The sequence below is a fragment of the Streptomyces sp. NBC_01454 genome (genome assembly GCF_036227565.1).
Classification (GTDB): Bacteria; Actinomycetota; Actinomycetes; order Streptomycetales; family Streptomycetaceae; genus Streptomyces.
Genome location: NZ_CP109460.1, coordinates 3290544 through 3313168, shown reverse-complemented (window position 1 = coordinate 3313168; position 22625 = coordinate 3290544). Strand labels below are relative to the sequence as shown.

The following is a 22625-nucleotide window of genomic DNA, read 5'->3' as shown; positions in this document are numbered from 1 at the left end:
TATCGGGCGCCCCGGCACACGCCACGCCCGGGTACGGCGTGCCGCGCGCCCATGGGAGGTCAGGCGACCCGAGGGGTCGGCGTGCCGCCGCGCCGGGCCGCGCTCAGCAGCCCCCGCACGGCCAGCGCCACCCCCAGCAGCACCAGCCCCGCGGCCACCGTCATCCCCAGCGTGCCGATCAGCGGCAGCGAGATCCCGATCGCGCCGCCCACCACCCACGACATCTGCAGCGCCGTCTCGGACCGGGCGAATGCGGAGGTCCGCACCCCCTCCGGCACATCGCGCTGGATCATCGCGTCCAGCGACAGCTTCGCCAGCGCCTGGCACAGCCCCGCGACGGCCGCCGCGGCGGTCACCACGACCACCGCCATCACCTGGTAGAACACCGCCGCCAGCACCGTCGCGCAGAGCGCCAGCCCCAGCACCGCCGCGATGATCGCCTCCGGCCCGCGGGCCTTCAGCCAGGCGCCGACCGCCGTCCCCAGCGCATTGCCGGCGCCGGCCGCCACCGCCACCAGCCCCAGCGAGGCCGCCGCCCCCAGCCCGCCCAGCGGACGCTCCCGCAGCAGGAACGCCAGGAAGAACGTCAGGAAGCCGGAGAGCGCCCGCAGACAGGCATTGGCCTGCAGCCCGTGCAGCACCGACGGCCCGACGGTGCGCAGCCCGGGTTTCCGCCCGCCGCGCGCCGCGGCCCGCGCGGACGCCTCCCGGGACGTCAGACGGGCCCGGACCTCGCCTTTCGCCGAGTCGACCTTGTGCGGCAGCGAGAACGACAGGAACGTACCGGCCGCGAACACCACGCACGCCCCGTACAGCGGCCAGCCCAGCCCGATCAGATGCAGCCCGGCACCGATCGGCGCCGCCACCCCGGTCGCCAGCAACCCCGCCAGCGTCACCCGCGAATTGGCCTTGACCAGCGAAATCCGCGGTGGCAGCAGCCGCGGCACCACCGCGCTGCGGATCACGCCGTACGCCTTCGACGACACCAGCACCCCCAGCGCCGCCGGATACAGCTGCAGACCGCCGGTCGCCACTGCGCCCGACATCGTCAGCGCCAGCAGCGCCCGGGCCAGCATCGCGCCCGCCATCGCCGCCCGCCGGCCGTGCGGCACCCGGTCCAGCAGCGGCCCGATCACCGGCGCCAGCAGCGCGAACGGCGCCATGGTGACCGCCAGATACAGGGCTACCCGGCCCCGCGCCTCGTTCGTCGGCACCGAGAAGAACACCGTCGAGGCCAGCGCGACCGTGATCATCATGTCGCCGGCGGAGTTCACCGCGTGCAGCTCGATCAGCTTGCCCAGACCCGATTCGCCCGCGCCGTGCGCATGCGTGGCGCGCCGCAGTCCGCGCGCCGCGCCCGTGAACGGCCGGTGCAGCGCCCGGCCCAGAGCGCGCCCGGCGCGGCGCGCCCGGTCGCCCCCGTATCCGCTCCGTGTCGAGGCGCGCGACCCCGCGGACGACGTCCGTGCCGACGTCCGAGAGGTCCTCGACACCTTCGACACCCTTGCGGCAGCCACTCGGCCATAGTGCCCCAACTCGCCCACGAGGGGGCACTTTCTCCGCGCTGGCGCGCGAGGCGCACCGGCCCGCGGCCGCCCCTGCGGACATTTGCCACTCCCGCCGAGGGGTCGTACACCGCTGAAGGGGTAGCGTGTGTAGCGCGCCACCGGCGGTCGTTTTTGGCCGCGTGCCTCCTCGCGATCCCGCAGAATGGGATGTGAGAGGTGCGCTCGACCGAAACGACCGGGCGCGGACGTCGACGCGGTCCCCAGGTCCGCTCCGCCCGCCCCGGCACCGCCGGTCGTCCGGACAGGACAAGGACAGCTCCGGCTGGCGCGCTCGTGAGACTGGCGTAGAAGAGAGAATCGATTCTTGTGAGTGCTGCGATGCGAAGCCGTACCCCTGACCGCCTGTGCGCCGAGGCGGTCGACCTCGCCCGGGAGGCGGCGGAGGACGATGCGCTGCCCGGCATGGTCGGCGACCACATCGATGCCGTCGCCGACGGAGACCGCGTCGTCACCCACCTCTTCGCCTGCAATGAGCCCGGCTACCGCGGCTGGCGCTGGGCCGTGACGGTCGCCCGGGCCTCCCGCGCCAAGGCCGTCACGCTCGACGAGACGGTCCTGCTGCCCGGACCCGACGCGCTGCTCGCGCCGGAGTGGGTCCCGTGGAGCGAGCGGCTGCGCCCCGGCGACATGGGCCCCGGCGATCTGCTGCCCACCGAGGCCGATGACCTGCGGCTGGAGCCCGGCTTCACCGGCGACGACGTCCCGCCGCCGAACTCCGTCGTCGCGGAGGGCATGGCCGCCGAGGTCGCGGACACCGAGGAGGCGACCGTCCTGCCCGGGTCGCCCGCGATCCAGCCCGCCCCCGACCGCGGCGGCATCGCGGCCGTCGCCGAGGAACTGGGCATGCGCCGCGCCCGGGTCCTGTCCCGCTACGGCCTGCACGCCGCGGCCGACCGCTGGGACGACGCCTACGGAGCCAAGTCCCCCATGGCCCAGGCGGCCCCCGCCACCTGTATGACCTGCGGTTTCCTCACCCCGCTCACCGGCTCCCTGCGCCAGGCCTTCGGCGTCTGCGCCAATGAGTTCGCCCCCGCCGACGGCCGGGTCGTCTCCCTCGCGTACGGCTGCGGGGCGCACTCCGAGGCCGCCGTCATGCCGAAGCCGCCGCGGCCGGCCGCGCCGGTGGTGGACGAGACCGTGGTCGAACCGCTGTCGCTGCGCCCCGAGCGGGATGGTGGCTCGGTGGAGGAGACGGGGCCGGGGGAGGAGCTCGGCCACAGCTGAGCCTGGCGGCCCGGCGGACGAATTCGGCTGCGGCACCGTTGGCCTTTCTTTCGCCTTCGGCGGGGCTGGGGTGTTTGGGCGGGGGCGCCTGTGGCTTTGTGGTGGTGCCGGTGGTGAGCCTGCGGGGCCTGTGTTGTGGACTGCTTCGCTTTACGTCCACAACACAGGCCCCTCCGGCCCCCCACCTCCCGCTCGGGATGGCGCCCCCGTCCGGTGGGGGGATGGGTCAAAGAGCCAGAAGCTCGGCCGTGTCGTACGCCGGCCGAGCTTCTGGTTTTTGTCTTTGACTCTTCCCTCCACCGGGGTGGGCCCGGGAAACGACGGGAGGGGGCAGGGGCGGAGGGGTGTGTTGTCGGACGTAAAGCGAAGCAGTCCGACAACACACCCCGGAGCCCCTGCCCCCGCCACCACCACACAGCTACCGGGACCCCACCCCACAACCCCTTCCGCTCCCGCCGAAGGCGGGGAACGACCCACAGGACAGAGACGGCGGGAAACCCGGCAACGCGGGGAAGATACCGTCGGCCTCACCGACAGACGAGGGAGACGGACAGTGACAGCTACGTCCTGGGTGCGAGGCGCAGCCGGAGATCCGTTCGGGACGGGGCGGCTCCGGCGTGGGGTGCTGGATGCGTGGGCCGCGTCGCCGGCGCGGTTCCGGGAGGATGCCAATGCCGAGGAGGACCTCGCGCTCGGCGGCTACCGTGACCGGCTCGTCGTGGAGCTGGCGCAGAACGCGGCGGACGCGGCGGCCCGCGCCGGTGTCGCCGGCCGGCTCCGCCTGACCCTGCACGCGGCCGACAGCGACGCGCCCGCCGTGCTCGTCGCGTCCAACACCGGTGCACCGCTGGACGCCACCGGCGTCGAGTCGCTGTCGACGCTGCGGGCCTCCGCCAAGCGGGAGCCCAGTGTCGCGGCCGGGGCGGTCGGCCGGTTCGGTGTCGGGTTCGCCGCGGTGCTGTCCGTGAGTGACGAGCCGGCGCTGGTGGGCCGTACCGGAGGCGTGCGCTGGTCGCTGGCCGAGGCCCGGGCGATGGCGGAGGAGGTGGCGGCGCACAGCCCCGGCCTGGGCGGGGAGCTGCGCCGCCGGGACGGGCACGTTCCGCTGCTGCGGCTGCCGCTGCCCGCGGAGGGCGGCGCGCCCGAGGGATATGACACCGCCGTCGTGCTGCCGCTGCGGGACGTCGCGGCGCAGGATCTCGCCGGGCGGCTGCTGGCGGGGATCGACGCGGCACTGCTGCTGACGCTGCCGGGGCTGGCCGAGGTCGTGGTGGAGACGCCCGAGGGCGTACGGGAGTTGCGGCGGCGGCAGGACGGTCCGTACGTCCTGATCGAGGACAGTGAGCGGGGCGCCACCCGGTGGCGGGTGGCGAGCGACGGCGGTCCGCTGGCAGCGGCGCTGCTGGCGGACCGGCCGGTCGAAGAGCGGCTGCGGCCGGTCTGGTCGGTGACCTGGGCGGTGCCGGTGGACGGCGAGGGCGCACCGGCCCGGCCGGGGACGGCGCCGGTCGTCCATGCACCGACGCCGACGGATGAGCCGCTGGGACTGCCCGCGCTGCTGATCGCCTCCTTCCCGTTGGAGCCGACCCGGCGGCATGTCGCCCCGGGGCCGCTGACGGACTTCCTGGTGGGCCGGGCGGCCGCGGTCTATGCCTCGCTGCTGGGCGAGTGGCAGCCGGTGTCGACCGGCACCCTGGACCTGGTGCCGGGGCCGCTGGGCAAGGGCGGCCTGGACGGTGAGCTGCGCCGCCAGGTGCTGGAACTGCTGCCGCGGGTGCGGTTCCTGCCGAGTGCGGGCGCGCCGCGCGACGGTGCGGAGGCCGAGCCCGAGGCGCCGGCGGCGGGCGAATGGGACGCGGACGACGGCGGCGTGGACCGCTATGTGCTGCGGCCGGTGGACGCCGAGCTGGTGGAGGGCGCGGGCGCGGCGACCGTCGGGGTGCTGGCCGAGCTGTTCCCGAGCCTGCTGCCGGCCGGCCTCGAACGCCGTCCGGAGCTCAGGGCGTTGGGCGTGGCCCGGGTGCCGCTCGGTGAGATGGTCGACCGGCTGGCGGGCGTCGAGAGGTCGCCCGGCTGGTGGTGGCGGCTCTACGACGCGCTGGCCGGCACCGACCCGGACCGGCTCAGCGGGCTGCCGGTGCCGCTGGCGGGCACGGCGGGCCAGGGCCCCGGCGGGGCGCACGGCACCGTACGGACCACGATCGGGCCGCGTCAGGTGCTGCTGCCGCCGCCCGGCTCCGGCGAGGACGCCGCGGCGCGGCACCGCACGCTGGCCCGGCTCGGCCTGAAGGTCGCCCACCCCGACGCGGTGCACCCGCTGCTGGAGAAGCTGGGCGCCACCCCGGCCGCCCCGCGCGCCGTGCTGACCACGCCCCAGGTGCGGGCGGCCGTGGCGAACTCCCTGGACGCGGACGAGGACGCCTACGACGTCTTCGCCGACGAGACGGGCGGGGCCCCGCTGGGTGCCGAGGAGCTGGCCGAGACCGTGCTCGGCCTGGTCCGGGACGCCAACCTCGCGCCGGGTGACGAGCCCTGGCTCGGGGCGCTCGCGCTGCCCGACGAGGACGGTGAGCTGGCGCCCGCCGGCGAGCTGGTGTACCCGGGCAGTGCCTTCGAGCGGGTCATCCGTGAGGGTGAACTCGCCGCCTGTGACGCCGAGTTGGCCGACCGGTGGGGTGAGCAGCCGCTGACGGCCGTGGGCGTCATGGCCGCCTTCGCGCTCGTCCGGGCCACCGATGTCGTGCTCGACCCGGACGAAATGGAGCCGCGGGACGGGGACTTCGCCGAGCCGGACGACGTCGGCCTGCTGGACGCGGTGGACGTGTGGTGCGAGGACGTCCTCGACACGCTGCCGGAGACGCCCGTTCCGCCGGTGGTGACCGAACTCGTCGCGGTCCGCGACCTCGATCTGGTCGACGACGACGCCTGGCCCCAGGTGCTGGCGATGCTGTCCCAGCCGCCGCTGCGCGACGCCCTGACCGCGCCCGTGCGGGTCCTGCTCCCCGACGGCACCACCGAGTCGGTCCGCCCGTACACCGCCTGGTGGCTGCGCGGACACCCGGTGCTGGACGGGCGCCGGCCCGCGGGTCTGCGGTCCGCGGGCGGGGACGCGCTGCTGGCCGGGCTGTACGAGTCCGCGGACGCCGGGGAGGTCGATGCGCAGGTCCTGCGGGCGCTCGGCGTACGCACCTCCGTCGCCGCGCTCCTGGACGAGCCGGGCGGCGCGGCGGAGCTGCTCTCCCGGCTCGCCGACCCGGACCTGACCGTCGGCACGGCCCAACTGCACGCCCTCTACGGCATGCTGGCCGGCCTCGACCCCGACCAGGTGACCCTGCCCGACGATCTGCGCGCCGTGGTCGACCGGGAGGTCCGGGTGGTGGATGCGGCCGATGCGGTGGTCGCCGACGCGCCGGACCTGATGCCGCTGGCCCGCGACCTGGCCCTGCTGCCGGTCCGCCCGGCCCGCGCCGCCGCGCTGGCGGAACTGCTCCAGGTACCGCGGCTGAGCGAGGCGCTCGGTGCCGAGGTCCGCTCCGAGGGCGTACGCCACGAGGTGCCGCAGGCCGTACGGGCCCTCCTCGGCGCCGCCACCCCCGAGGCGTACCTGGAACACGAGGAGCTTCTCATCGACGGCCCCGACGGCCCCGACGGCCCCACCGAGCTGGACTGGCGCCGGACACCGGACGGCACCGTGCACGCCGCAACCCTGGAGGGTGTGGCGGCGGGCCTGGCCTGGGCGGCCGGCCAGTGGCCACGCCGCTTCGAGGTCGCGGCCCTGCTGGAGGACCCGGACCGGGGGGAGGAGCTGGCGCGGGCGCGGTGGTTCGACTGACGGGCGGACCGGGCGGTTTCCCATGGCGGGCGGCCTCCACCGCCCGCCATCGCGCCTGGAGGGCTCGCCGGCTCGGGGTACTTGAGGTCTGAGTCTCTGTGTTTGGTGTTGTCCCGGTACGAGGTGCTGACGGAGGTACGGGAGCGGGCCCCGGTGCTGGGCCCGCCCGGGTGGGTGTGACGGCCGGGTGCCTGTTCCGGACGGTGTGGAACGGAGCCCCACGGGCCGCCGACCGCACACCGTGGCGCCGCACGCAAGCGCAGCGAGATGATGCCGCCCATGCCCCTCGCGATCACGCCCGCCGTTCCCGCCGGAGCCCTTTCGTCCACCCCGCAGCCCTCTCTGCCCGTGCGCGGCGGCGAGTTGCTGTTGCGCCCCTGGGAGACGGACGACGCCCCCGTCCTGCAGGCCGCCTTCCAGGACGGGGCGATCCGGCGCTGGCACATGCGCCATGTGACGTCTCCGGCCGAAGCGCAGGAGCGGATCGCGGCTTCTCATCGTTCCTGGCAGGAGGAGCGGGACGCCGAGTGGGCCATCACCCGGGCCGACGGCGGCGAGGTCCTCGGCCGGGCGGGTCTGCGCCGGATGGACCTGGTCCATGGCGAAGCCGAGTGCGTGTACTGGGTCCTGCCGCCCGCCCGCGGCACCGGCGTCGCCCCGCGCGCCCTCGCCACGCTGGCCGCCTGGGCGCTGGACGAGGCCGGCTTCCACCGCCTCGAACTCGCCCACTCGACCGCCAACGCGCCCTCCTGCCGGGTGGCCGCCAAGTCCGGCTTCACCCTGGAGGGCACTCGCCGCAGCGCGCATCTGCAACAGGACGGCTGGCATGACATGCACCTTCACGCCCGGGTCCAGGGCGACTGCTGAGACGTGTTCCGGCCGGGCTGTGGGCGGTATGTCGTCGAGCAAACCCTGGCCCTCCTGCACCGGTTCCGGCGCCCGGCGATGCGCTGGGAATGCCGCCGCACAGCGCCGCTGAGTGCGGGCCGTCAGTCGGCGGGCTGCCACACCGCCAGCTCGCAGCCGCCCGGCTCACGGAAGTGAAATCGCCGTCCTCCGGGGAAATCGAAAGCCTCCACCGTGATCGCTCCACCGGCAGCCTCGACAGCGGCCCGGGCCGCCTCCAGGTCGTCGGTTCGGATGGCCACCAGCGGTGCACCGGTCCGCTCCTCCGGATCGGCCTGAAACCCCAGCCCCACGCCGGCACCGCCGACGTCGGTGTACGTGGGTCCGTAGTCAGCGGGCGTCCAACCGAACGCCTCTTGGAAGGGCCGAGTGTGGGGGAGAGTTGGCTGTCGCCGGGGGTCTGCAGCCCCCCGGCAGGGTGAGCCGTCGGTCAGCTCAGGCGGGCGTCGGCGTAGACGGCCATCGCGTCGTGCAGGTAGACGGCCAGCCCGTCGGCGATCTTGTCGAAGTTCGTGCGGAACTCCGGGTCGTCGACGTAGGTCTGGCCCAGGCCCCTGTACGCGCACGCGTTCGGGGTCCAGAAGCGGCAGATGCCCTGGTAGTGGGTGTCCATCTCGGCCTGCACCGCGGGGTCGGTCACCGGTGTGCCGGCCACCATGAACTCCGCCAGGCGGATCATCTGCGCCGTCACCTCACGCTGCCACCGCTCGGTGTCCTCGGTGGTCATCGTCTCGACGGCCTGCCGGGACTGTTCCCACTGCGCCGGCCACCGCTCGCGCACCTCGGCCTCGGCCTCGGCCCGGGGCTCGAATCCCTCGAACAGGTTCTCCGGCCTGTTGATCTTTGTCATGGCGTTGTCGTCCTTGTCTTCCTCCAGTTCGGCGATGGTGCGGCCGACCGTGCGGGCCAGTGTCTCCAGCCGGTCCCGCTCCGCCAGCAGCCGTTGGTGGTGCTCACGGAGCACGGTCACCTGGTCGAGCTGGCTGTCCAGGACCGCCTGGATCTCGCGCAGCCCCAGGTCCCACTCCCGCATCAGCAGAATCTGCTGCAGGCGCAGCAGATCGGCTTCCTCGTAGTAGCGGTGCCCGTTGCTTCCGATCCACGCAGGCGGCAGCAGACCGATCTCGTCGTAATGCCGCAGCGTCCGGGACGTCACCCCGGACATCCGGGCCACATCCGAGATCGACCAGGCCATGTCGTGCCTCCCGTCGCCGGGCCGGTTTCTCCGGCCACATGGAAGACCGTAGGAGTTGACGTAACGGAAGGCGCAAGCCCGCCTGTTGCACCCGCCGGCCTCCTGCGGCGCCCGGTGGCGCGGCGTCAGTTCGAGCGGAACCGCTTGACCAGGCTCCAGATGACGACGATCGCGGAGAGGGCGAGGAGGGGCCACACCCACCAGTCGATGGTGCCGCCACCGGTACCGCCGTAGGAGCCGCCGGTGTGGTGGTGGTAGTGGTGATGCGAGCGTGCCAGCACCCTGTAGGCCAGGTCCCCCGAGTGGAGTGTCATGGGGCCGGAGTGTAGTGCGGCAACTCGCCCTCGGGGCACCGGGCGGACGGCTCGGGACGGGGACGGATTGCGCTCGGGCGGCGTGGCTCGTGGTGCGCTGTCAGCCGGTGCGCAACCGCCGTTTGACGACGACCCAGCCGACCCCGATGACGACGCCGACCACGATCATCCACCAGCCGCCGGAGCTGATGCCGGAGGAGGAGCTGTGGCCGGTGGAGTAATGGCTGTAATGGCTGTAGTGATGGTGCGAGCGCGCCAGTAGTTCGTGCGCGCGGTCCCCCGGGTGGAATGTCATGTGCACGGACTTTAGGGGAGACGGGGCGGGTGCCGGCATGCGGGGGCCTGCGCCCGTGCTCAGGCCGGGAAACGCCGGCCCACCCACCGCCAGGTGATCTCCAGCAGCACCGCCGCCGCCACCGCGATGGCGACGGCCGCCCAGGGCATCGTCGTGCCGACCAGGCGCAGTGCGAAGAAGTGCTGCAGCCAGGGGGTGATCAGGACGAGGACGAAGCCCAGGCCCATCGCCAGGACCAGGGCGATCCGCCACCAGGTGTAGGGGCGGGCGATGATCGCCAGGACCCACAGGGCGGCGAGGAAGAGGGTCAGGGTCGCGGCGCTGGTCTCGGCGGAGAGGGAGCCGGGGCCGGAGTAGTAGCCGCGGGCCAGGAGGTAGGTGACGAAGGCGGCGACGCCCGTGATCAGGCCGGAGGGGATCGCGTAGCGCATCACCCGGCGGACGAAGTGCGGCCGGGCGCGCTCCTTGTTGGGGGCCAGCGCCAGGAAGAACGCGGGGATGCCGATGGTCAGGGTGGACAGCAGGGTCAGATGCCGGGGCAGATACGGATAGGGGATCTGCCAGCAGGCCACCAGGATCGCCAGGAGGACCGAGTAGACGGTCTTGGTGAGGAAGAGGGTGGCGACCCGGGTGATGTTGCCGATCACCCGGCGGCCCTCGGCGACGACCGAAGGCAGCGTGGCGAAGCTGTTGTTGAGCAGCACGATCTGGGCGACGGCGCGGGTCGCCTCGGAGCCGGAGCCCATGGCGACGCCGATGTCGGCGTCCTTGAGGGCGAGGACGTCATTGACGCCGTCACCGGTCATCGCGACGGTGTGGCTGCGCGACTGGAGGGCGGCGACCATGTCCCGCTTCTGCTGCGGGGTGACGCGGCCGAAGACCGCGGAGTGGTCGAGTGCGGCCGCCATCGCGGCCTTGTCGGAGGGCAGTTCGCGCGCGTCCACCGGGGCGTCGGCGCCCGGCAGCCCCAGGTGGGCGGCCACCGCGCCGACCGACACGGCATTGTCGCCGGAGATGACCTTCGCCCGGACGCCCTGCTCGGCGAAGTAGCGCAGGGTGCCGGGGGCGTCCGGGCGCAGCCGCTGCTCCAGCACGACCAGCGCGACGGGCCGCACGTCCCGGGCGATCTCGGGATCGTCCAGCTCGTGTGCGGACCGGGCCAGCAGCAGCACCCGGAGGCCCTGCGCGTTGAGGTCGTCGACGTCGGCGAGGCGGTGGTCGCCGGCCGGCAACAGCACATCGGGGGCGCCGAGCAGCCAGGTGGTGGGCTCGCCGTCCGGGCCGTCGAGGGTCGCGCCACTGTATTTGCGGGCGGAGGAGAACGGCAGCGTCCGGGTGCAGTGCCAGGAGTCGTCCGCCGTATAGGCGTCGATGATCGCCTGGAGGGAGGCATTGGGGCGCGGATCGGCGGCGCCCAGCGCGCCCAGGACCCGTGCGGCGTACGCCTCGTCGCCGTCGAGGACCCGCAGCGCCCGGACGTCCATCCCGCCCTCGGTGAGCGTGCCGGTCTTGTCCAGGCAGACCACATCGACCCGGGCCAGCCCCTCGATCGCGGGCAGCTCCTGGACCAGGCACTTCTTTCGGCCGAGCCGGATCACGCCGATCGCGAAGGCGACGGAGGTGAGCAGCACCAGGCCCTCGGGAATCATCGGCACGATCCCGGCGACCATCCGGCGGATCGCCTCGTCGCCCGGCAGCCCGAGGGTCAGCAGATGGCTGAGGATGAGACCGATCGCGGTCGGGATCATCATCCAGGTCACGTACTTGAGGATCCGGCTGATGCCGGTGCGCAGTTCGGAGTGGACCAGGGTGAAGCGGCTGGCCTCCTCGGCGAGCTGGGCCGCGTACGCCTCCCGGCCGACCTTGGTCGCGGTGAAGGCGCCGGATCCGGCCACCACGAAGCTGCCCGACATCACCGGCTGGCCCGGCTTCTTGAGGACCGGGTCGGCCTCGCCGGTCAGCAGCGATTCGTCGATCTCCAGGCCGTCGGACTCCAGGACCTCGCCGTCGACGATGACTTTGTCACCCGGGCCGAGGGCGAGGAGGTCGCCGAGGACGACCTCGGCGGTGGGGACCTGGACGGCGGTGCCGTCGCGCCGCACCGTCGGCCTGGCCTCGCTGACCACCGCCAGGTTGTCCAGCGTCTTCTTGGCCCGCAGCTCCTGGACGATGCCGATGCCGGTGTTGGCGACGATGACGAAGCCGAACAGGCCGTCCTGGAGCGGCCCGACGATCAGGATGATCACGAACAGCACGCCGATGATCGCGTTGAAGCGGGTGAAGACATTGGCGCGGACGATCTCGGCGGCCGAGCGGGAGGACCGTACGGGGACGTCGTTGACCTCGCCCCGGGCGACCCGCTCCGCGACCTCGGCGGCGGTCAGCCCGGGATTGACCGGTTCCCGGACGGGCCGGCCGGCCGGCTCACCGCCGGGTCCGGGGTGCTCGGTGTCGGCCCTCGCCCGCTCCGTCATGCCTCGACGTTACGGGCGGAATGTGCACTTCACCCGCTGGATGGGCGGGTATGGGTACGGGCGCGGTCCGGTGCGGGGAGGCGCCGCGTTCAGGAGGGGGCGTCGGCGGCCGCCGCGGCCGCCCGCTTGATGGCGGCGTCACGCCTGCGGACGTACCAGATGCCCACCAGTCCCAGGCCGCCGCCGGCCAGACAGGTCCACACCCACCAGGCGTGGCCGTGGTCGGCGTACCAGCCGTAGAAGGGGAGCTGGCCGAGGAAGAGCACGAACCAGATGATGGTGCCGCCGGTGACCGTGCCGACGACGGGGCCCTCCAGAGGCGCCGGGGCCTCGCGCAGTTCGGACTTCTTCCACATGGCGCCCAGCTTACGGGGGCGGGGAGCGGGGTCCGCGGGCGGCGTGGGCGCGGTGGGCGGTCGAGGGGAAAGGCCGCGGGACGGCGCGCCCCAAGGGTCTACGCGCGGAGATAGCGATCAACGAATTGTTTATTCATACTGAACCTTTCTGGGTCTGACTGGATTGCATCGTCGATTCATCCAATCTGATCCCTCTACTCCTGCTTCTGTATCCGTATGTGTTCCGGGCCCTCGGGCCCCCACGCCTGCCCAGGCCCGTCCCACCTGAGGTCCGCATGTCCCCCTCGGCCACCCCGCCGGTCGACACCCTCACGAACTCCGGTCCGAAGCCGCCCACGAACGCCTTCGACCGCTTCTTCAAGATCTCCGAGCGGGGGTCGACGGTCAGCCGCGAACTGCGCGGCGGACTGGCGACGTTCTTCGCGATGGCCTACATCATCGTGCTGAACCCGATCATCCTCGGCTCCGGTGTCGACAAGTTCGGCCATCACCTCGACAACGCCCAGCTGGTCACCGCCACCGCGCTGATGGCCGGTCTGAGCACGGTCCTGATGGGCGTCATCGGCAACGTCCCGATCGCCATCGCCGCCGGCCTGGGCATCAACGCTGTGGTGTCGCTGCAGCTCGCGCCCAAGATGAGCTGGCCGGACGCGATGGGCATGGTCGTGCTCGCCGGTCTGGTGCTGATGATCCTGGTCGCCTCGGGCCTGCGGCAGCGGGTGATGGACGCGATCCCCAACGGCCTGCGGCGCGCCATCGCCATCGGCATCGGCCTGTTCATCTCGCTGATCGGCCTGGTCGACGCGGGCTTCGTGACGCGTAACCCGGACGCCGCGCACACCACCGTCCCGCTGGGTCTCGGCCAGGGCGGACAGCTCCAGGGCTGGCCGGTGCTGGTCTTCGTGGCCGGTCTGGTGCTGATGTTCGTGCTGGTCGTGCGCAAGACCAAGGGCGCGATCCTGATCGGCATGGTCAGCATGGCGGTCGTCGCGATCGTGATCAACGCGCTCGTGACCATCCCGGACGCGGCCTGGGGCCTGGCGGTCCCGAACGTCCCGAGCCAGATCATCGACACCCCGGACTTCGGGCTGATCGGGCAGATCAGCCTGTTCGGCGGCTTCAAGGACGTCGGTGTGCTCACCGGCTGCCTGTTCGTCTTCACCGTGCTGCTGTCCGGCTTCTTCGACGCGATGGGCACCATCATCGGCGTCGGCGAGGAGGCCGGTCTGCTGGACAACGAGACCGGGCAGCTGCCGAACATGGGCCGGATCCTCATGGTCGACGGCATCGCCGTCGCGGCCGGCGGCTTCGGCTCCGCCTCCGCCAACACCTGCTTCGTGGAGTCCACCGCCGGCGTCGGCGAAGGCGCCCGCACGGGCCTGGCGAACCTGATGACCGGCGGCCTCTTCCTGCTGGCGCTGGTCTTCACGCCGCTGGCGACGGTCGTCCCCGCGCAGGCCGCGACGCCCGCGCTGGTGGTCGTCGGCTTCCTGATCATGGCCTCGAACGTGCAGGCCATCGACTGGGCCGACTTCACCGTGGGCATCCCGGCGTTCCTGACGATGGTCTCGATGCCGTTCACCTACAGCATCACCAACGGCATCGGCATCGGCGTCCTGGCCTTCATCCTGCTGCGCACGGCGACCGGGCGCTTCAAGGAGATCCCCTGGCTGCTGAACGTCGTCGGGTTCTTCTTCCTGGTCTACTTCCTGCTCCACCCGATCGAGCAGGCACTCGGGGTCAAGTAGCCGGCTACGGGAACCCCAGTTTTTCCGACTTGTCGAGCGAGGACTGGAACCGCTCGTCGAAGTCCTCGCGGATGAGCGTCCGGACCACATAGTCCTGGACGCTCATTCCGCGTTTTGCGGCATGCTGCCGGATGCGCTCCAGCAGTTCCCCGTCCACCCGCACGCTGAGCACTTGCGATCCCATGCGGACACGGTCCCGTTCCCCCGCGGCCAGGCGCGTCACTTTCCCGCGCGCCCTCACTCGTTCGGGTGATTCATGCGGAGACGCCGGCTTTCCTTAGCTAAGGTAATGAGTTACGCTAAGGAACATGCCGGAACTGTCCCGCCCCGAGCCTGACGGCCGTGAGGTGCCCCCAGACGACGCAGCCGCGGTGAATGCGCTGCGGTCCGCCGTGATGCGCCTGTCGCGCCGGCTCAAGCACCAGCGGGTCGATGAATCGCTGAGCCCCACCGAGATGTCGGTGCTCGGCACCCTGTTCCGCTGCGGCCACGCCACCCCCGGGGAGCTGGCCCGCAAGGAGCATGTGCAGCCGCCGTCGATGACCCGCATCGTGGCCATGCTGGAGGCCAAGGGACTGGTCCGGCTCGAACCGCACCCCGACGACCGCCGTCAGAAGGTCGTCACCCAGACCGAACAGGCCGAGGCGATGCTCGAGGAGAGCCGCCGCAAGCGCAACGCCTGGCTCGCCGAGCTGGCCTCCGGGCTGGACGAGGACGAGTGGGCGAAGGTGCGGGCCGCCGCGCCCGTGCTGGAGAAGCTCGCACAGTTGTAGAACCCCCGAGGCCGAGGAGGCGAACCCACTTTGAGTACGGGATCCGGAGCACCCTCCGCCCCCGCACCGAACTCCCACGACGACACGGTTTCCGACGACGCGACCGCGACCGCGACCGCCCCGGGCCCCGCCCCGGCACTCGCCGCAGGCCCCGCCGCCACGCCGCGCAAGGGCACGTTCAGCTCGCTCCGCATACGTAACTACCGCCTCTTCGCCACCGGCCAGATGGTGTCCAACACCGGCACCTGGATGCAGCGCATCGCCCAGGACTGGCTCGTGCTCAGCCTCACCGGCTCCTCCACCGCGGTCGGTATCACCACCGCGCTGCAGTTCCTGCCGATGCTGCTCTTCGGCCTCTACGGCGGCGTCATCGCCGACCGCTTCGCCAAGCGCACGCTGCTGTTCCTGACCCAGTCCGCCATGGGCCTGACCGGCCTGGCCCTCGCCGTGCTCACGCTCAGCGGTGAGGTGCAGGTCTGGCACGTCTACCTGGTCGCCTTCGCCCTCGGCATGGTCACCGTCGTCGACAACCCCTGCCGGCAGGCGTTCGTCTCCGAGATGGTCGGCCAGGACGAGCTGCGCAACGCCGTCAGCCTCAACTCCGCCAACTTCCAGTCGGCGCGGCTGGTCGGGCCGGCCGTCGCCGGTGTGCTGATCACCGCGTTCGGCAGCGGCTGGGCCTTCCTGTTCAACGGCCTGTCGTTCATCGCCCCGATCGCCGGACTGCTGATGATGCGGACGTCCGAGCTCCACGAGGTGGTGCGGGTGCCGCGCAGCAAGGGGCAGCTGCGGGAGGGCCTGCGGTATGTCTCCGGGCGCCCCGACCTGATCTGGCCCATCGTGCTGGTCGGCTTCATCGGGACCTTCGGGTTCAACTTCCCGATCTGGCTGACCGCGTTCGCCCATCACGTCTACCACCAGGGCGCCGGAACGTATTCCCTGTTCAACGGCCTGATGGCGGCCGGTTCGCTGATCGGCGCGCTGCTCGCGGCCCGCCGGGCCCGCTCCCGGCTGCGGCTGCTGGTCGGTGCGGCGCTGCTCTTCGGCGCTCTGGAGATCGCCGCCGCGCTCGCCCCGTCGTTCTGGGTCTTCGCGGCGCTCCTCGCCCCGATCGGCATGGTCGGTCTGACGATCAACGTCACCGCCAACTCGAGCATCCAGATGGCCACCGACCCGCTGATGCGGGGCCGGGTGATGAGCCTGTTCATGATGGTCTTCGTGGGCGGCACCCCGCTCGGCGCCCCCCTCGTCGGCTGGGTCACCGACACCTACGGCGCCCGGACCGGCTTCGTGGCGGGCGGCGCGATCTCCATGGGGGCCGCGGTCGTCATCGGCCTGATCCTCGCGCGGGTGGGCGGTCTGCGCCTCCAGGTCGACCTGCGTCGCGGCCGCCGGCACCTCGCGGTCGTCCCCCGGAGCTGCGGGACCACCGCGTCCACGGAGAAGGATCTGGCGCCGGCTGCTTAGGACGGGTCCGTACGGGGCCGTGTGCGTGTCCGTCCGCACGGTCCCGTCGTCCGGCCGCCTCCCCGGTATCCGCCGGACCGCGGGTGTGCTGCGCCACACTGGCCGCATGAGACTCTTCGCCGCCGTCCTGCCCTCCGCTCGCGCGCTGGAGGAACTGGCCGCCGAGGTCGCACAGTTGAAGGCGCTCCCGGCCGCCGACCGGCTGCGGTGGACCGGCCGCGAGGGCTGGCACTTCACCCTGGCCTTCTACGGCGAGGTGCCCGAGGACGTCGTCCCCGGACTCCGGGAGCGACTGGCCCGCGCCGTCCACCGCCGTGACCCCTACGAGCTGCGGATCGCCGGCGGCGGCCGCTTCTCGGACCGGGTGGTGTGGGCCGGGGCCGACGGCGACCGCCCCGCCATGCGCAGGCTCGCCGACTCGGCGTCGGCGGCGGGCCGCCGGGCCGGCCTCGCCATGGACGACGAGCACCGCCCGTACACCCCCCACCTCACGCTGGCCAGAAACCGGGTTCCCCACCTGGATCTGCGCCCGTACGCGCACGCCCTCAAGGAGTTCGCCGGCACCCCCTGGACCGTCGACGCCCTCGCCCTGATGCACAGCCGTCCCCCCGCCCCCGGCGAAGCGGGCCGGCAGCCCCGGTACGAGGCGGTGGGGTCCTGGCCCCTCGGCCACTGAGCCGCCGGGCCCCGCCCGGCCGCTCAGCCATGGGCCGATGAAACGTTCGGATCTGCCCCGGTTACGCTCAGGGGGTGGATCCCAAGACCCGTAACCGGATCATGTCCGGACTTCTCGCCGTGCTGCTCATCGTCGTGGTCGTGGCGGCGGCGCTGCACTGAGCGCACCTGTAGCGCCGGCGGCACCGGCCACGGCAGTCGCCATCGCGGCCGCCGCTGAGCGCCCGGCGTCCGGCCGTCGCCGGCTCCGGACGCTCGGACCGTTCACCAGGCGAAGGCCTCCGGGCTCGGCCCCGGGCCGGGGAAGATCTCGTCGAGCGAGGTGAGGAGCTCGTCGGGGAGGGTCAGCTCGACGGCGCGCAGCGCGGAGGAGAGCTGGTCCGTGGTGCGCGGGCCGACGATCGGGCCGGTGACGCCGGGACGGGTGAGCAGCCAGGCCAGTGCGGCCTCGCCGGGCTCCAGGCCGTGCTTGTCGAGCAGGTCCTCGTAGGACTGGATCCGGGCGCGGATCGTGGAGTTGGCGAGGGCCTCGGCCGAGCGTCCGACGGCCGAGCGGGCCCCGCCGCCCTCGCGCTCCTTGCGCAGCGCGCCGCCCAGCAGCCCGCCGTGCAGCGGCGACCAGGGGATGACCCCCAGGCCGTAGCCCTCGGCGGCCGGAATGACCTCCATCTCGGCGCGCCGCTCGGCGAGGTTGTACAGGCACTGCTCGCTGACCAGGCCGTACGAACCGCGACGGGCGGCGGTCTCGTTGGCGCGGGCGAGGTGCCAGCCGGCGTGGTTGGAGGAGCCGACGTAGAGGACTTTGCCCTGCCGCACCAGGACGTCCATCGCCTGCCAGATCTCGTCCCAGGGCGTGTCCCGGTCGACGTGGTGGAACTGGTAGAGGTCGATGTAGTCGGTGCCCAGGCGCTTGAGGCTGGCATCGACGGAGCGCCGGATGTTGAGCGCGGAGAGCTTGTCGTGGTTGGGCCAGACCTTGTCGCCCTCCGGTGCCATGTTGGCGTAGCCCTTGGTGGCCAGCACGGTCTTGTCCCGCCGGCCGCCGCCCTTGGCGAACCAGGAGCCGACGATCTCCTCCGTGCGGCCCTTGTCGGCGCCGAAACCGTAGACGTTGGCGGTGTCGAAGAAGTTGACGCCCGCGCTCTGCGCCGCGTCCATGATGGTGTGGCTGTGGGCCTCGTCCGTCTGGGGTCCGAAGTTCATCGTGCCGAGGACGAGTCGGCTGACCTTGAGTCCGGTGCGTCCGAGCTGCGTGTACTTCATGGTTTCAGCCAACGCCTTGAAGTGCGCTCGAAGCAAGGACCCGCGGGGAGTGCCGCCGGATGGTCCCGGCGCGGCGGGGCGGCCGCTCGGCTTCCTGACGAAGCGTCAATTCGCTGCTGGGTACGGGCGGTGCGCCGCGGGGGCGGGCGGCCGCCGGTCCGGAGGGTGACGGTACGGAGCGTCAGGGCGCAGAGCGAGGGGGACGGGTGGCGCCTCTGCGCAGGCGGCGCGCCGGGCGGGCCGTTGACGTAACGTCCGTTTTCTTAATTAGGGTGGAGGGCGGGTCCACACCGGACCCGCGCAGCTCGCAGCGCCCGGAGCCCCCCGTTCGCCCAGCGATCCCGCCCCACGAGGAGTCCGACCGATGGCCAGGCCCCGCGACCCCCACCGCCGTACCGAGATCCTCGACGCGGCCATCGGCCATCTCACCGAGACCGGGCTCGTCAATCTCTCACTGCGCCCGCTGGCCCGGGCGCTCGGGCACAGCACCCGGGTGCTCACCCACCACTTCGCGGACAAGGACGATCTCCTCACGGCCGTCCTCGCGCGGCTGGACGAGCTCCAGCACGCCCAGCTGCGCGCCACCGAGGGCTGGAGCGACCTCTCGCGCGGCATCGGTGGGCTCGTACGGGACTCCTGGCGGCGCCAGCTGGAGCCCGAACACATCGGTGCGACCCGCCTCCTCCACGAGATCGAGGGGCTGGCGGCGGCCGGCCGGCTAGGCGGCCGGGTCCCGAAGTTCCTTGCGGACCGCGCCGAATTCGTCGCCGGTGCCTTTCGCGCCCGCGGTCTCGCCCCCGGCCCGGCACGGGTCCGCGCCACGTTTTTGAACAGCGCCTATGCGGGCCTGCGGACCGACTTCCTGGTCACCGGCGACCGCGCGCGCACGGAGGCGGCGCTGGCGGACCTGTGCGCGCTGGCCGACTCGTGGACCGCGCCGACACCTTCTTGAGCCTCACGGTGCGCCTGCGGGACAGCGCACGATGCGGCACCTCACGGCGTGGGCACGGCCTCCCGCAGCCCGGCGACGGGATACCGGCCGCCGACGCCCCACGCCTGGTGCATCGCCTCGGCGAACGCCCCCGCCAGCAGCCGCTCGCCCCGCTCCGAGGGATGCGTCCCGTCGTAGGTGGCGCGCTCGATGTCCCACCCGTCCGGCTCGCAGGCCAGCAGCAACGGCGAGCCGGGGGCGGAGAGATCGGCCACGGCCTTGGCCAGCAGCTCGTTGAAGCGCACGCACTCCGCCCCGAACGCGCTGTCCGTCGCGGCCCGCACATTGGGTATCACCGGCATCAGCACCGCCCGGAGGTGCGGCGCGGCCGCGCGGGCCTGTGCCACGAAGTGCCGGACGTTCTTCGCGGTCTGCACGGCGTTCGTGTAGAAGCCGAGGTCTATCAGGCCGAGCGAGACCAGCAGGGTGTCGGCCTCGTACCGGCGCACCGCGTCGCCGATCACCGGTGCCATGTGCAGCCAGCCCTCGCCCCAGCCGGCGAGGTGGCACCGGGCCTCCTCGGGGAAGCCGGGGTCGGCGTAGGCGGACGAGGCGGCGGTGCCGGTGGCGGGGTCATAGAGCGCACGGCGCGGGCCGACGATGCGGTACGGGCCGCCGGATGTCGCGTTCAGGTGCTGCCACATCCGGTAGCGCCACGTGAAATCGCCGGTGCTTCCTATCGTCATCGAGTCACCGACGAACATGATCCTCATCCGGTCATGATGGCCGAGAACCCCTACTGCCCGGTACGTGACGCTGGCCACGCCCCGCCCGCCGGGCGCCGTGAAGCCCGCGGCCGGCCCCGTGCCGCCGCCCGGGATGGCACTCTGTGCCCATGCGTTCGCTTCTGTGCGCGGCCGGTGCCGCGGGAATCCTGTGGTCGGCGTCCATGGTGCCCGCCGCCGCCGACGAGCCCGACGGCTTCAGCATCAGCGACCCCCGGATCACCGAGTCCAGCGGTCTGGCCGCCAGCCGTGCGCACCCCGGGATCTACTGGACCCACAACGACAGCGACGACGGCCCCTACGTCTACGCCGTCGACTCCCGGTCGGGCCGTACGGTCGCCCGGATCACCCTGCGCGGTATCGGCGCGCCCCGTGACGTCGAGGCGATCTCGCTCGGCCCGGACGGCAACCTCTACCTCGGCGACATCGGCGACAACCTCGGCGGCAAGTGGGACCACGTCTGGATCTACCGCTTCCCGGAACCCAAGACCCTGCGCGATGCCACCGTCACCGCCACCCAGTTCACCGTGAAGTACGCGGACGGCCCGCGTGACGCGGAGGCGCTGATGGTCCACCCCAAGACGGGCCGGGTCTACATCGCCAGCAAGAAGCAGGACGGCGGCGGCGCGCTCTACGAGGGCCCGCAGCGGCTGGCCGCCGGCGCCACCAACACCTTCCGCAAGGTCGCACCGGTCGATCTGTGGGTGACCGACGGCGCGTTCTCCCCGGACGGCACCCGGCTGGTGCTGCGCAGCTACTTCGGCGCCCGGATCTTCCGCTGGCAGGACGGCCGCCCCAAGGACCTCGGCAGCGTGGGCGTACCGATCCAGCAGCAGGGCGAATCGGTCACCTTCACCCCCGACGGCCGCACCCTGATGTACGGCTCCGAGGGCACGGACAGCGAGGTCAAGCCGGTCGGCCTGAGCAACGACCAACTGCCGGACACCACGAAGAACGACCCGGAGAACGGCGACCCCGCGGACAACAACCATGCGGGCAAGGGCACTTCACACACCGACGACCTGGACCCGTCCTTCATCAAGGGCGCCATGGTCCTCGCGGCGGCCACGGCTCTGGTGGTGGGCCTTCGCAGACTGCTGCGCCGGGGACCGAAGCGATGACCGGTAGCCGCGGTCCGCTACCGGTGCCGGCCCCAGCGCCTCGCGGTCTACGGGGTGCTGCCTAGGAAGCGGTGTCCCAGGCCAGTTTTGCCGTCGTGGTGTTCGGCTCGAACCTCAGCAGACGGAGTTGCCGGCCGATTTCTCGTCGCCGTTCCCGCCCTGTGCCCGGGCGGTGCCGCCTGCCGTCACCGAGAGGCCGGACGTGCACGCCACGACCAGCATCGCGGCGGTAATGCACCTCTTCACCTGCATGTTCTCTCCGTAAGGGTGGCTGAGGAAAGTGAATCTGACGCATCGTCATGTTAGGGGAAAGGGAACGTACAGAGTGAGCGTTTTCAGCGTTGACGCTCCAGGGTGAGGACGGCGGCGGAGATTGACGACAGGCGGTTGGGGCTGCAGCGAGCCCTGCGGAAGATCCGCCAGGGCCTTCAGTTGCGCCACGCTTCGTTCGACTGGCGCTCGCGCAGCCGACAGAGCTCGGTTGATCGTCCGCTGGGTCGGGTTGAGGTCCTGGTGCGGGAGCCGTCTGATCGACGTGGTCACCCAGGAGCCGGCGCCGATGTAGACGCGGTCAGCGAGGACGGGAACGCCTTGGCGTTCGCAGATCCGGATGATGCGGTGGGTGCGGGCCGCGGTCAGATCGTGGGTGCGGCCCGGCAGCCCTGCATCAGACCGCCCTCCTGGTGTCCGCGCTGCTGATCACCCGTCTGTGATCGGGGGCTTTGATGAGGAAGTCCCCGCAAGGTGCGCGGGCTCCGTGAGGTCATGCGCTTCCTGTCCGGGCGAGAGGGGTCGAAGAAGTTCCTGACGTCGCCCCAACAGCAGACTTGGCATCACTCGGTGCTGCCCGCCCCGCCTCCCGAACACAGCCCGATTTCCTTGACGAAGCGCATAGAGGCACCCCCGCGGGGCCGCTCGGACGGTGCCCGTCAGGCGGGGGTGGCGCTTCTGGCGTACATCAACTTCCCGGTGCCGTAGGCCAGATGGGCCGTGCCGTCCTTGCCGAACTCGAGGGACGGCCAGCCGTCGCCGGTGGCAACCGGCTGGCTGGTCCACTCGCTGGTGAGTGTGCTGCGCCTGGCGAGGACGACCTGACCGTTGTCGAGGTAGGCGACGAAGAGGTTCTGGTGGGGGTTGCCGGCCGCCGACGGGTGTCGGGGGCCGTTGGTGACGTTGCCCCCCGCGACCACCTCGATCCTCGGAGGCTCACCCGACAGTTCGTTGACCCAGGCGTGGACGGTGCGGGACTTGCGGTCGGCGTAGGCGATGAGCGCTGGGCCAAGGAGCCCGCTGGCCATGGACACGCTTTCGGCGGCGACGAAGTCCTTGTCGATGACCTGGCTGTCGAAGTCCGGCGGCCGGGTGTCCGTCACATCGCTGGGCAGTTCCCGTGCCAGCTTCAGCGGCTCCCTGATGGCGGGCGCGCCGGTGTCGAAGCCCTGGAAGTAGGCGACGGTGAGCCCGGCGCTGCTGTCGAAGGCCAGCGAGACGCCGCTCCTGGTGTCGCTCGGTCCGTCGACGCCGCTGATCTGCCACGACCCGCCGATCTTCCTCGCCACGCGCAGGGCATCTCCCTGGGACGCGTCGCGGAACGCGACTGTCGGGGCGTCGGCGAACGGCGGGTTGTGCAGATTCGGCTCGATCTGCATCGAGACGTCCACGACGCCCCCACGGCGATCCCGCCCTCGGTTGGGATCT

The 22625-nt window shown here is 72.2% G+C and carries 21 protein-coding genes and 1 pseudogene; 9 read left to right on the top strand and 13 right to left on the bottom strand.

All coding sequences use genetic code 11. From position 1 onward, the window contains the following. Positions 1 to 59: 59 nt before the first annotated feature. Positions 60 to 1493 carry an MFS transporter gene (locus OIU81_RS14385; RefSeq protein WP_443073990.1) on the bottom strand — a complete coding sequence of 478 codons (1434 nt, stop codon included), beginning with the start codon at positions 1491 to 1493 and terminating at the stop codon, positions 60 to 62. Positions 1494 to 1886: 393 nt separating this feature from the next. On the opposite strand from OIU81_RS14385, the gene OIU81_RS14380 reads away from it, so the two are divergent. The 3 genes from OIU81_RS14380 to OIU81_RS14370 all read left to right on the top strand — a co-directional run bounded on the left by OIU81_RS14380 (position 1887) and on the right by OIU81_RS14370 (position 7491). Continuing rightward, positions 1887 to 2792, top strand: coding sequence for a DUF3027 domain-containing protein (locus OIU81_RS14380; RefSeq protein WP_329147732.1), 906 nt, complete (start codon positions 1887 to 1889; stop codon positions 2790 to 2792). A gap of 622 nt (positions 2793 to 3414) precedes the next feature. Then, positions 3415 to 6624 (top strand): sacsin N-terminal ATP-binding-like domain-containing protein, encoded by a 3210-nt coding sequence (locus tag OIU81_RS14375; protein ID WP_443074141.1) that lies wholly within the window; start codon positions 3415 to 3417, stop codon positions 6622 to 6624. 279 nt (positions 6625 to 6903) lie between these two features. Then, positions 6904 to 7491 (top strand): GNAT family N-acetyltransferase, encoded by a 588-nt coding sequence (locus OIU81_RS14370; protein WP_329147728.1) that lies wholly within the window; start codon positions 6904 to 6906, stop codon positions 7489 to 7491. 122 nt (positions 7492 to 7613) lie between these two features. Here the strand turns inward: OIU81_RS14370 and OIU81_RS14365 are convergent, their stop codons facing one another. The 6 genes from OIU81_RS14365 to OIU81_RS14340 all read right to left on the bottom strand — a co-directional run bounded on the left by OIU81_RS14365 (position 7614) and on the right by OIU81_RS14340 (position 12164). Then, positions 7614 to 7964, bottom strand: coding sequence for a VOC family protein (locus OIU81_RS14365; protein WP_329155148.1), 351 nt, complete (start codon positions 7962 to 7964; stop codon positions 7614 to 7616). Then, the gene (locus OIU81_RS14360; RefSeq protein ID WP_329147725.1) at positions 7961 to 8725 is read right to left on the bottom strand and encodes a MerR family transcriptional regulator; all 765 of its coding nucleotides are present in this window, start codon (positions 8723 to 8725) and stop codon (positions 7961 to 7963) included. Before OIU81_RS14360 ends, OIU81_RS14365 begins: the two co-directional genes overlap by 4 nt. 125 nt (positions 8726 to 8850) lie before the next feature. Next, positions 8851 to 9039: a hypothetical protein gene (locus OIU81_RS14355; protein ID WP_329147723.1), complete on the bottom strand. Its 189-nt coding sequence runs from the start codon at positions 9037 to 9039 to the stop codon at positions 8851 to 8853. 100 nt (positions 9040 to 9139) lie between these two features. Beyond that, positions 9140 to 9334 (bottom strand): hypothetical protein, encoded by a 195-nt coding sequence (locus tag OIU81_RS14350; RefSeq protein ID WP_329147722.1) that lies wholly within the window; start codon positions 9332 to 9334, stop codon positions 9140 to 9142. Between the two features lie 59 nt (positions 9335 to 9393). Next, positions 9394 to 11808 carry a cation-translocating P-type ATPase gene (locus OIU81_RS14345; protein WP_329147721.1) on the bottom strand — a complete coding sequence of 805 codons (2415 nt, stop codon included), beginning with the start codon at positions 11806 to 11808 and terminating at the stop codon, positions 9394 to 9396. 89 nt (positions 11809 to 11897) lie between these two features. Then, entirely contained in the window at positions 11898 to 12164 is a 267-nt protein-coding gene (locus OIU81_RS14340; protein WP_329147718.1) for a DUF2530 domain-containing protein, read from the bottom strand. 275 nt (positions 12165 to 12439) lie between these two features. Here OIU81_RS14340 and OIU81_RS14335 point away from each other — a divergent pair, with 275 nt between their 5' ends. After that, entirely contained in the window at positions 12440 to 13912 is a 1473-nt protein-coding gene (locus OIU81_RS14335) for an NCS2 family permease (protein ID WP_329147717.1), read from the top strand. A 4-nt stretch (positions 13913 to 13916) separates the two neighbouring features. Here the strand turns inward: OIU81_RS14335 and OIU81_RS14330 are convergent, their stop codons facing one another. Beyond that, positions 13917 to 14096: a ribbon-helix-helix protein, CopG family gene (locus OIU81_RS14330; RefSeq protein WP_329147716.1), complete on the bottom strand. Its 180-nt coding sequence runs from the start codon at positions 14094 to 14096 to the stop codon at positions 13917 to 13919. A 124-nt stretch (positions 14097 to 14220) separates the two neighbouring features. Here OIU81_RS14330 and OIU81_RS14325 point away from each other — a divergent pair, with 124 nt between their 5' ends. The 3 genes from OIU81_RS14325 (at position 14221) to thpR (ending at position 16828) form a co-directional block, all read left to right on the top strand. Further along, positions 14221 to 14685, top strand: coding sequence for a MarR family winged helix-turn-helix transcriptional regulator (locus OIU81_RS14325; RefSeq protein WP_006603817.1), 465 nt, complete (start codon positions 14221 to 14223; stop codon positions 14683 to 14685). Positions 14686 to 14715: 30 nt separating this feature from the next. Further along, the gene (locus OIU81_RS14320) at positions 14716 to 16152 is read left to right on the top strand and encodes an MFS transporter (protein WP_329147713.1); all 1437 of its coding nucleotides are present in this window, start codon (positions 14716 to 14718) and stop codon (positions 16150 to 16152) included. A gap of 106 nt (positions 16153 to 16258) precedes the next feature. Next, a complete protein-coding gene (gene thpR, locus OIU81_RS14315) occupies positions 16259 to 16828 on the top strand; it encodes an RNA 2',3'-cyclic phosphodiesterase (protein ID WP_329147711.1) in 570 nt (189 codons plus the stop codon). A gap of 263 nt (positions 16829 to 17091) precedes the next feature. Here the strand turns inward: thpR and OIU81_RS14310 are convergent, their stop codons facing one another. Next, positions 17092 to 18090, bottom strand: coding sequence for an aldo/keto reductase (locus OIU81_RS14310; protein ID WP_329147709.1), 999 nt, complete (start codon positions 18088 to 18090; stop codon positions 17092 to 17094). A gap of 364 nt (positions 18091 to 18454) precedes the next feature. On the opposite strand from OIU81_RS14310, the gene OIU81_RS14305 reads away from it, so the two are divergent. Continuing rightward, complete coding sequence (locus OIU81_RS14305) at positions 18455 to 19042, top strand: TetR/AcrR family transcriptional regulator (RefSeq protein WP_329147707.1); 588 nt, start codon at positions 18455 to 18457, stop codon at positions 19040 to 19042. 41 nt (positions 19043 to 19083) lie between these two features. On the opposite strand, the gene OIU81_RS14300 is transcribed toward OIU81_RS14305, so the two are convergent. Next, complete coding sequence (locus tag OIU81_RS14300) at positions 19084 to 19785, bottom strand: GDSL-type esterase/lipase family protein (RefSeq protein WP_329155147.1); 702 nt, start codon at positions 19783 to 19785, stop codon at positions 19084 to 19086. A gap of 131 nt (positions 19786 to 19916) precedes the next feature. Here OIU81_RS14300 and OIU81_RS14295 point away from each other — a divergent pair, with 131 nt between their 5' ends. Continuing rightward, entirely contained in the window at positions 19917 to 20927 is a 1011-nt protein-coding gene (locus OIU81_RS14295) for a hypothetical protein (RefSeq protein WP_329147705.1), read from the top strand. Between the two features lie 114 nt (positions 20928 to 21041). Here the strand turns inward: OIU81_RS14295 and OIU81_RS14290 are convergent, their stop codons facing one another. From OIU81_RS14290 to OIU81_RS14280, 3 genes and pseudogenes are all read right to left on the bottom strand, one after another. After that, a complete protein-coding gene (locus OIU81_RS14290; protein WP_329147703.1) occupies positions 21042 to 21179 on the bottom strand; it encodes a hypothetical protein in 138 nt (45 codons plus the stop codon). 83 nt (positions 21180 to 21262) lie between these two features. After that, positions 21263 to 21587: pseudogene (locus OIU81_RS14285) on the bottom strand (transposase family protein); the annotation flags it as partial. A gap of 269 nt (positions 21588 to 21856) precedes the next feature. Continuing rightward, on the bottom strand, positions 21857 to 22588 hold the full coding sequence (locus OIU81_RS14280) for a hypothetical protein (protein ID WP_329147701.1): 732 nt from the start codon (positions 22586 to 22588) through the stop codon (positions 21857 to 21859). Positions 22589 to 22625 lie beyond the last annotated feature (37 nt).

Bases quoted from the DNA above. Each gene is read 5' to 3' on its own strand.
- OIU81_RS14380 (WP_329147732.1), top strand. From the start codon at position 1,887: ATGCGAAGCCGTACCCCTGACCGCCTGTGCGCCGAGGCGGTCGACCTC.
- OIU81_RS14370 (WP_329147728.1), top strand. From the start codon at position 6,904: ATGCCCCTCGCGATCACGCCCGCCGTTCCCGCCGGAGCCCTTTCGTCC.
- OIU81_RS14360 (WP_329147725.1), bottom strand. From the start codon at position 8,725: ATGGCCTGGTCGATCTCGGATGTGGCCCGGATGTCCGGGGTGACGTCC.
- OIU81_RS14355 (WP_329147723.1), bottom strand. From the start codon at position 9,039: ATGACACTCCACTCGGGGGACCTGGCCTACAGGGTGCTGGCACGCTCG.
- OIU81_RS14350 (WP_329147722.1), bottom strand. From the start codon at position 9,334: ATGACATTCCACCCGGGGGACCGCGCGCACGAACTACTGGCGCGCTCG.
- OIU81_RS14345 (WP_329147721.1), bottom strand. From the start codon at position 11,808: ATGACGGAGCGGGCGAGGGCCGACACCGAGCACCCCGGACCCGGCGGT.
- OIU81_RS14340 (WP_329147718.1), bottom strand. From the start codon at position 12,164: ATGTGGAAGAAGTCCGAACTGCGCGAGGCCCCGGCGCCTCTGGAGGGC.
- OIU81_RS14335 (WP_329147717.1), top strand. From the start codon at position 12,440: ATGTCCCCCTCGGCCACCCCGCCGGTCGACACCCTCACGAACTCCGGT.
- OIU81_RS14330 (WP_329147716.1), bottom strand. From the start codon at position 14,096: ATGGGATCGCAAGTGCTCAGCGTGCGGGTGGACGGGGAACTGCTGGAG.
- OIU81_RS14325 (WP_006603817.1), top strand. From the start codon at position 14,221: ATGCCGGAACTGTCCCGCCCCGAGCCTGACGGCCGTGAGGTGCCCCCA.
- thpR (WP_329147711.1), top strand. From the start codon at position 16,259: ATGAGACTCTTCGCCGCCGTCCTGCCCTCCGCTCGCGCGCTGGAGGAA.
- OIU81_RS14310 (WP_329147709.1), bottom strand. From the start codon at position 18,090: ATGAAGTACACGCAGCTCGGACGCACCGGACTCAAGGTCAGCCGACTC.
- OIU81_RS14305 (WP_329147707.1), top strand. From the start codon at position 18,455: ATGGCCAGGCCCCGCGACCCCCACCGCCGTACCGAGATCCTCGACGCG.
- OIU81_RS14300 (WP_329155147.1), bottom strand. From the start codon at position 19,785: ATGTTCGTCGGTGACTCGATGACGATAGGAAGCACCGGCGATTTCACG.
- OIU81_RS14295 (WP_329147705.1), top strand. From the start codon at position 19,917: ATGCGTTCGCTTCTGTGCGCGGCCGGTGCCGCGGGAATCCTGTGGTCG.
- OIU81_RS14290 (WP_329147703.1), bottom strand. From the start codon at position 21,179: ATGCAGGTGAAGAGGTGCATTACCGCCGCGATGCTGGTCGTGGCGTGC.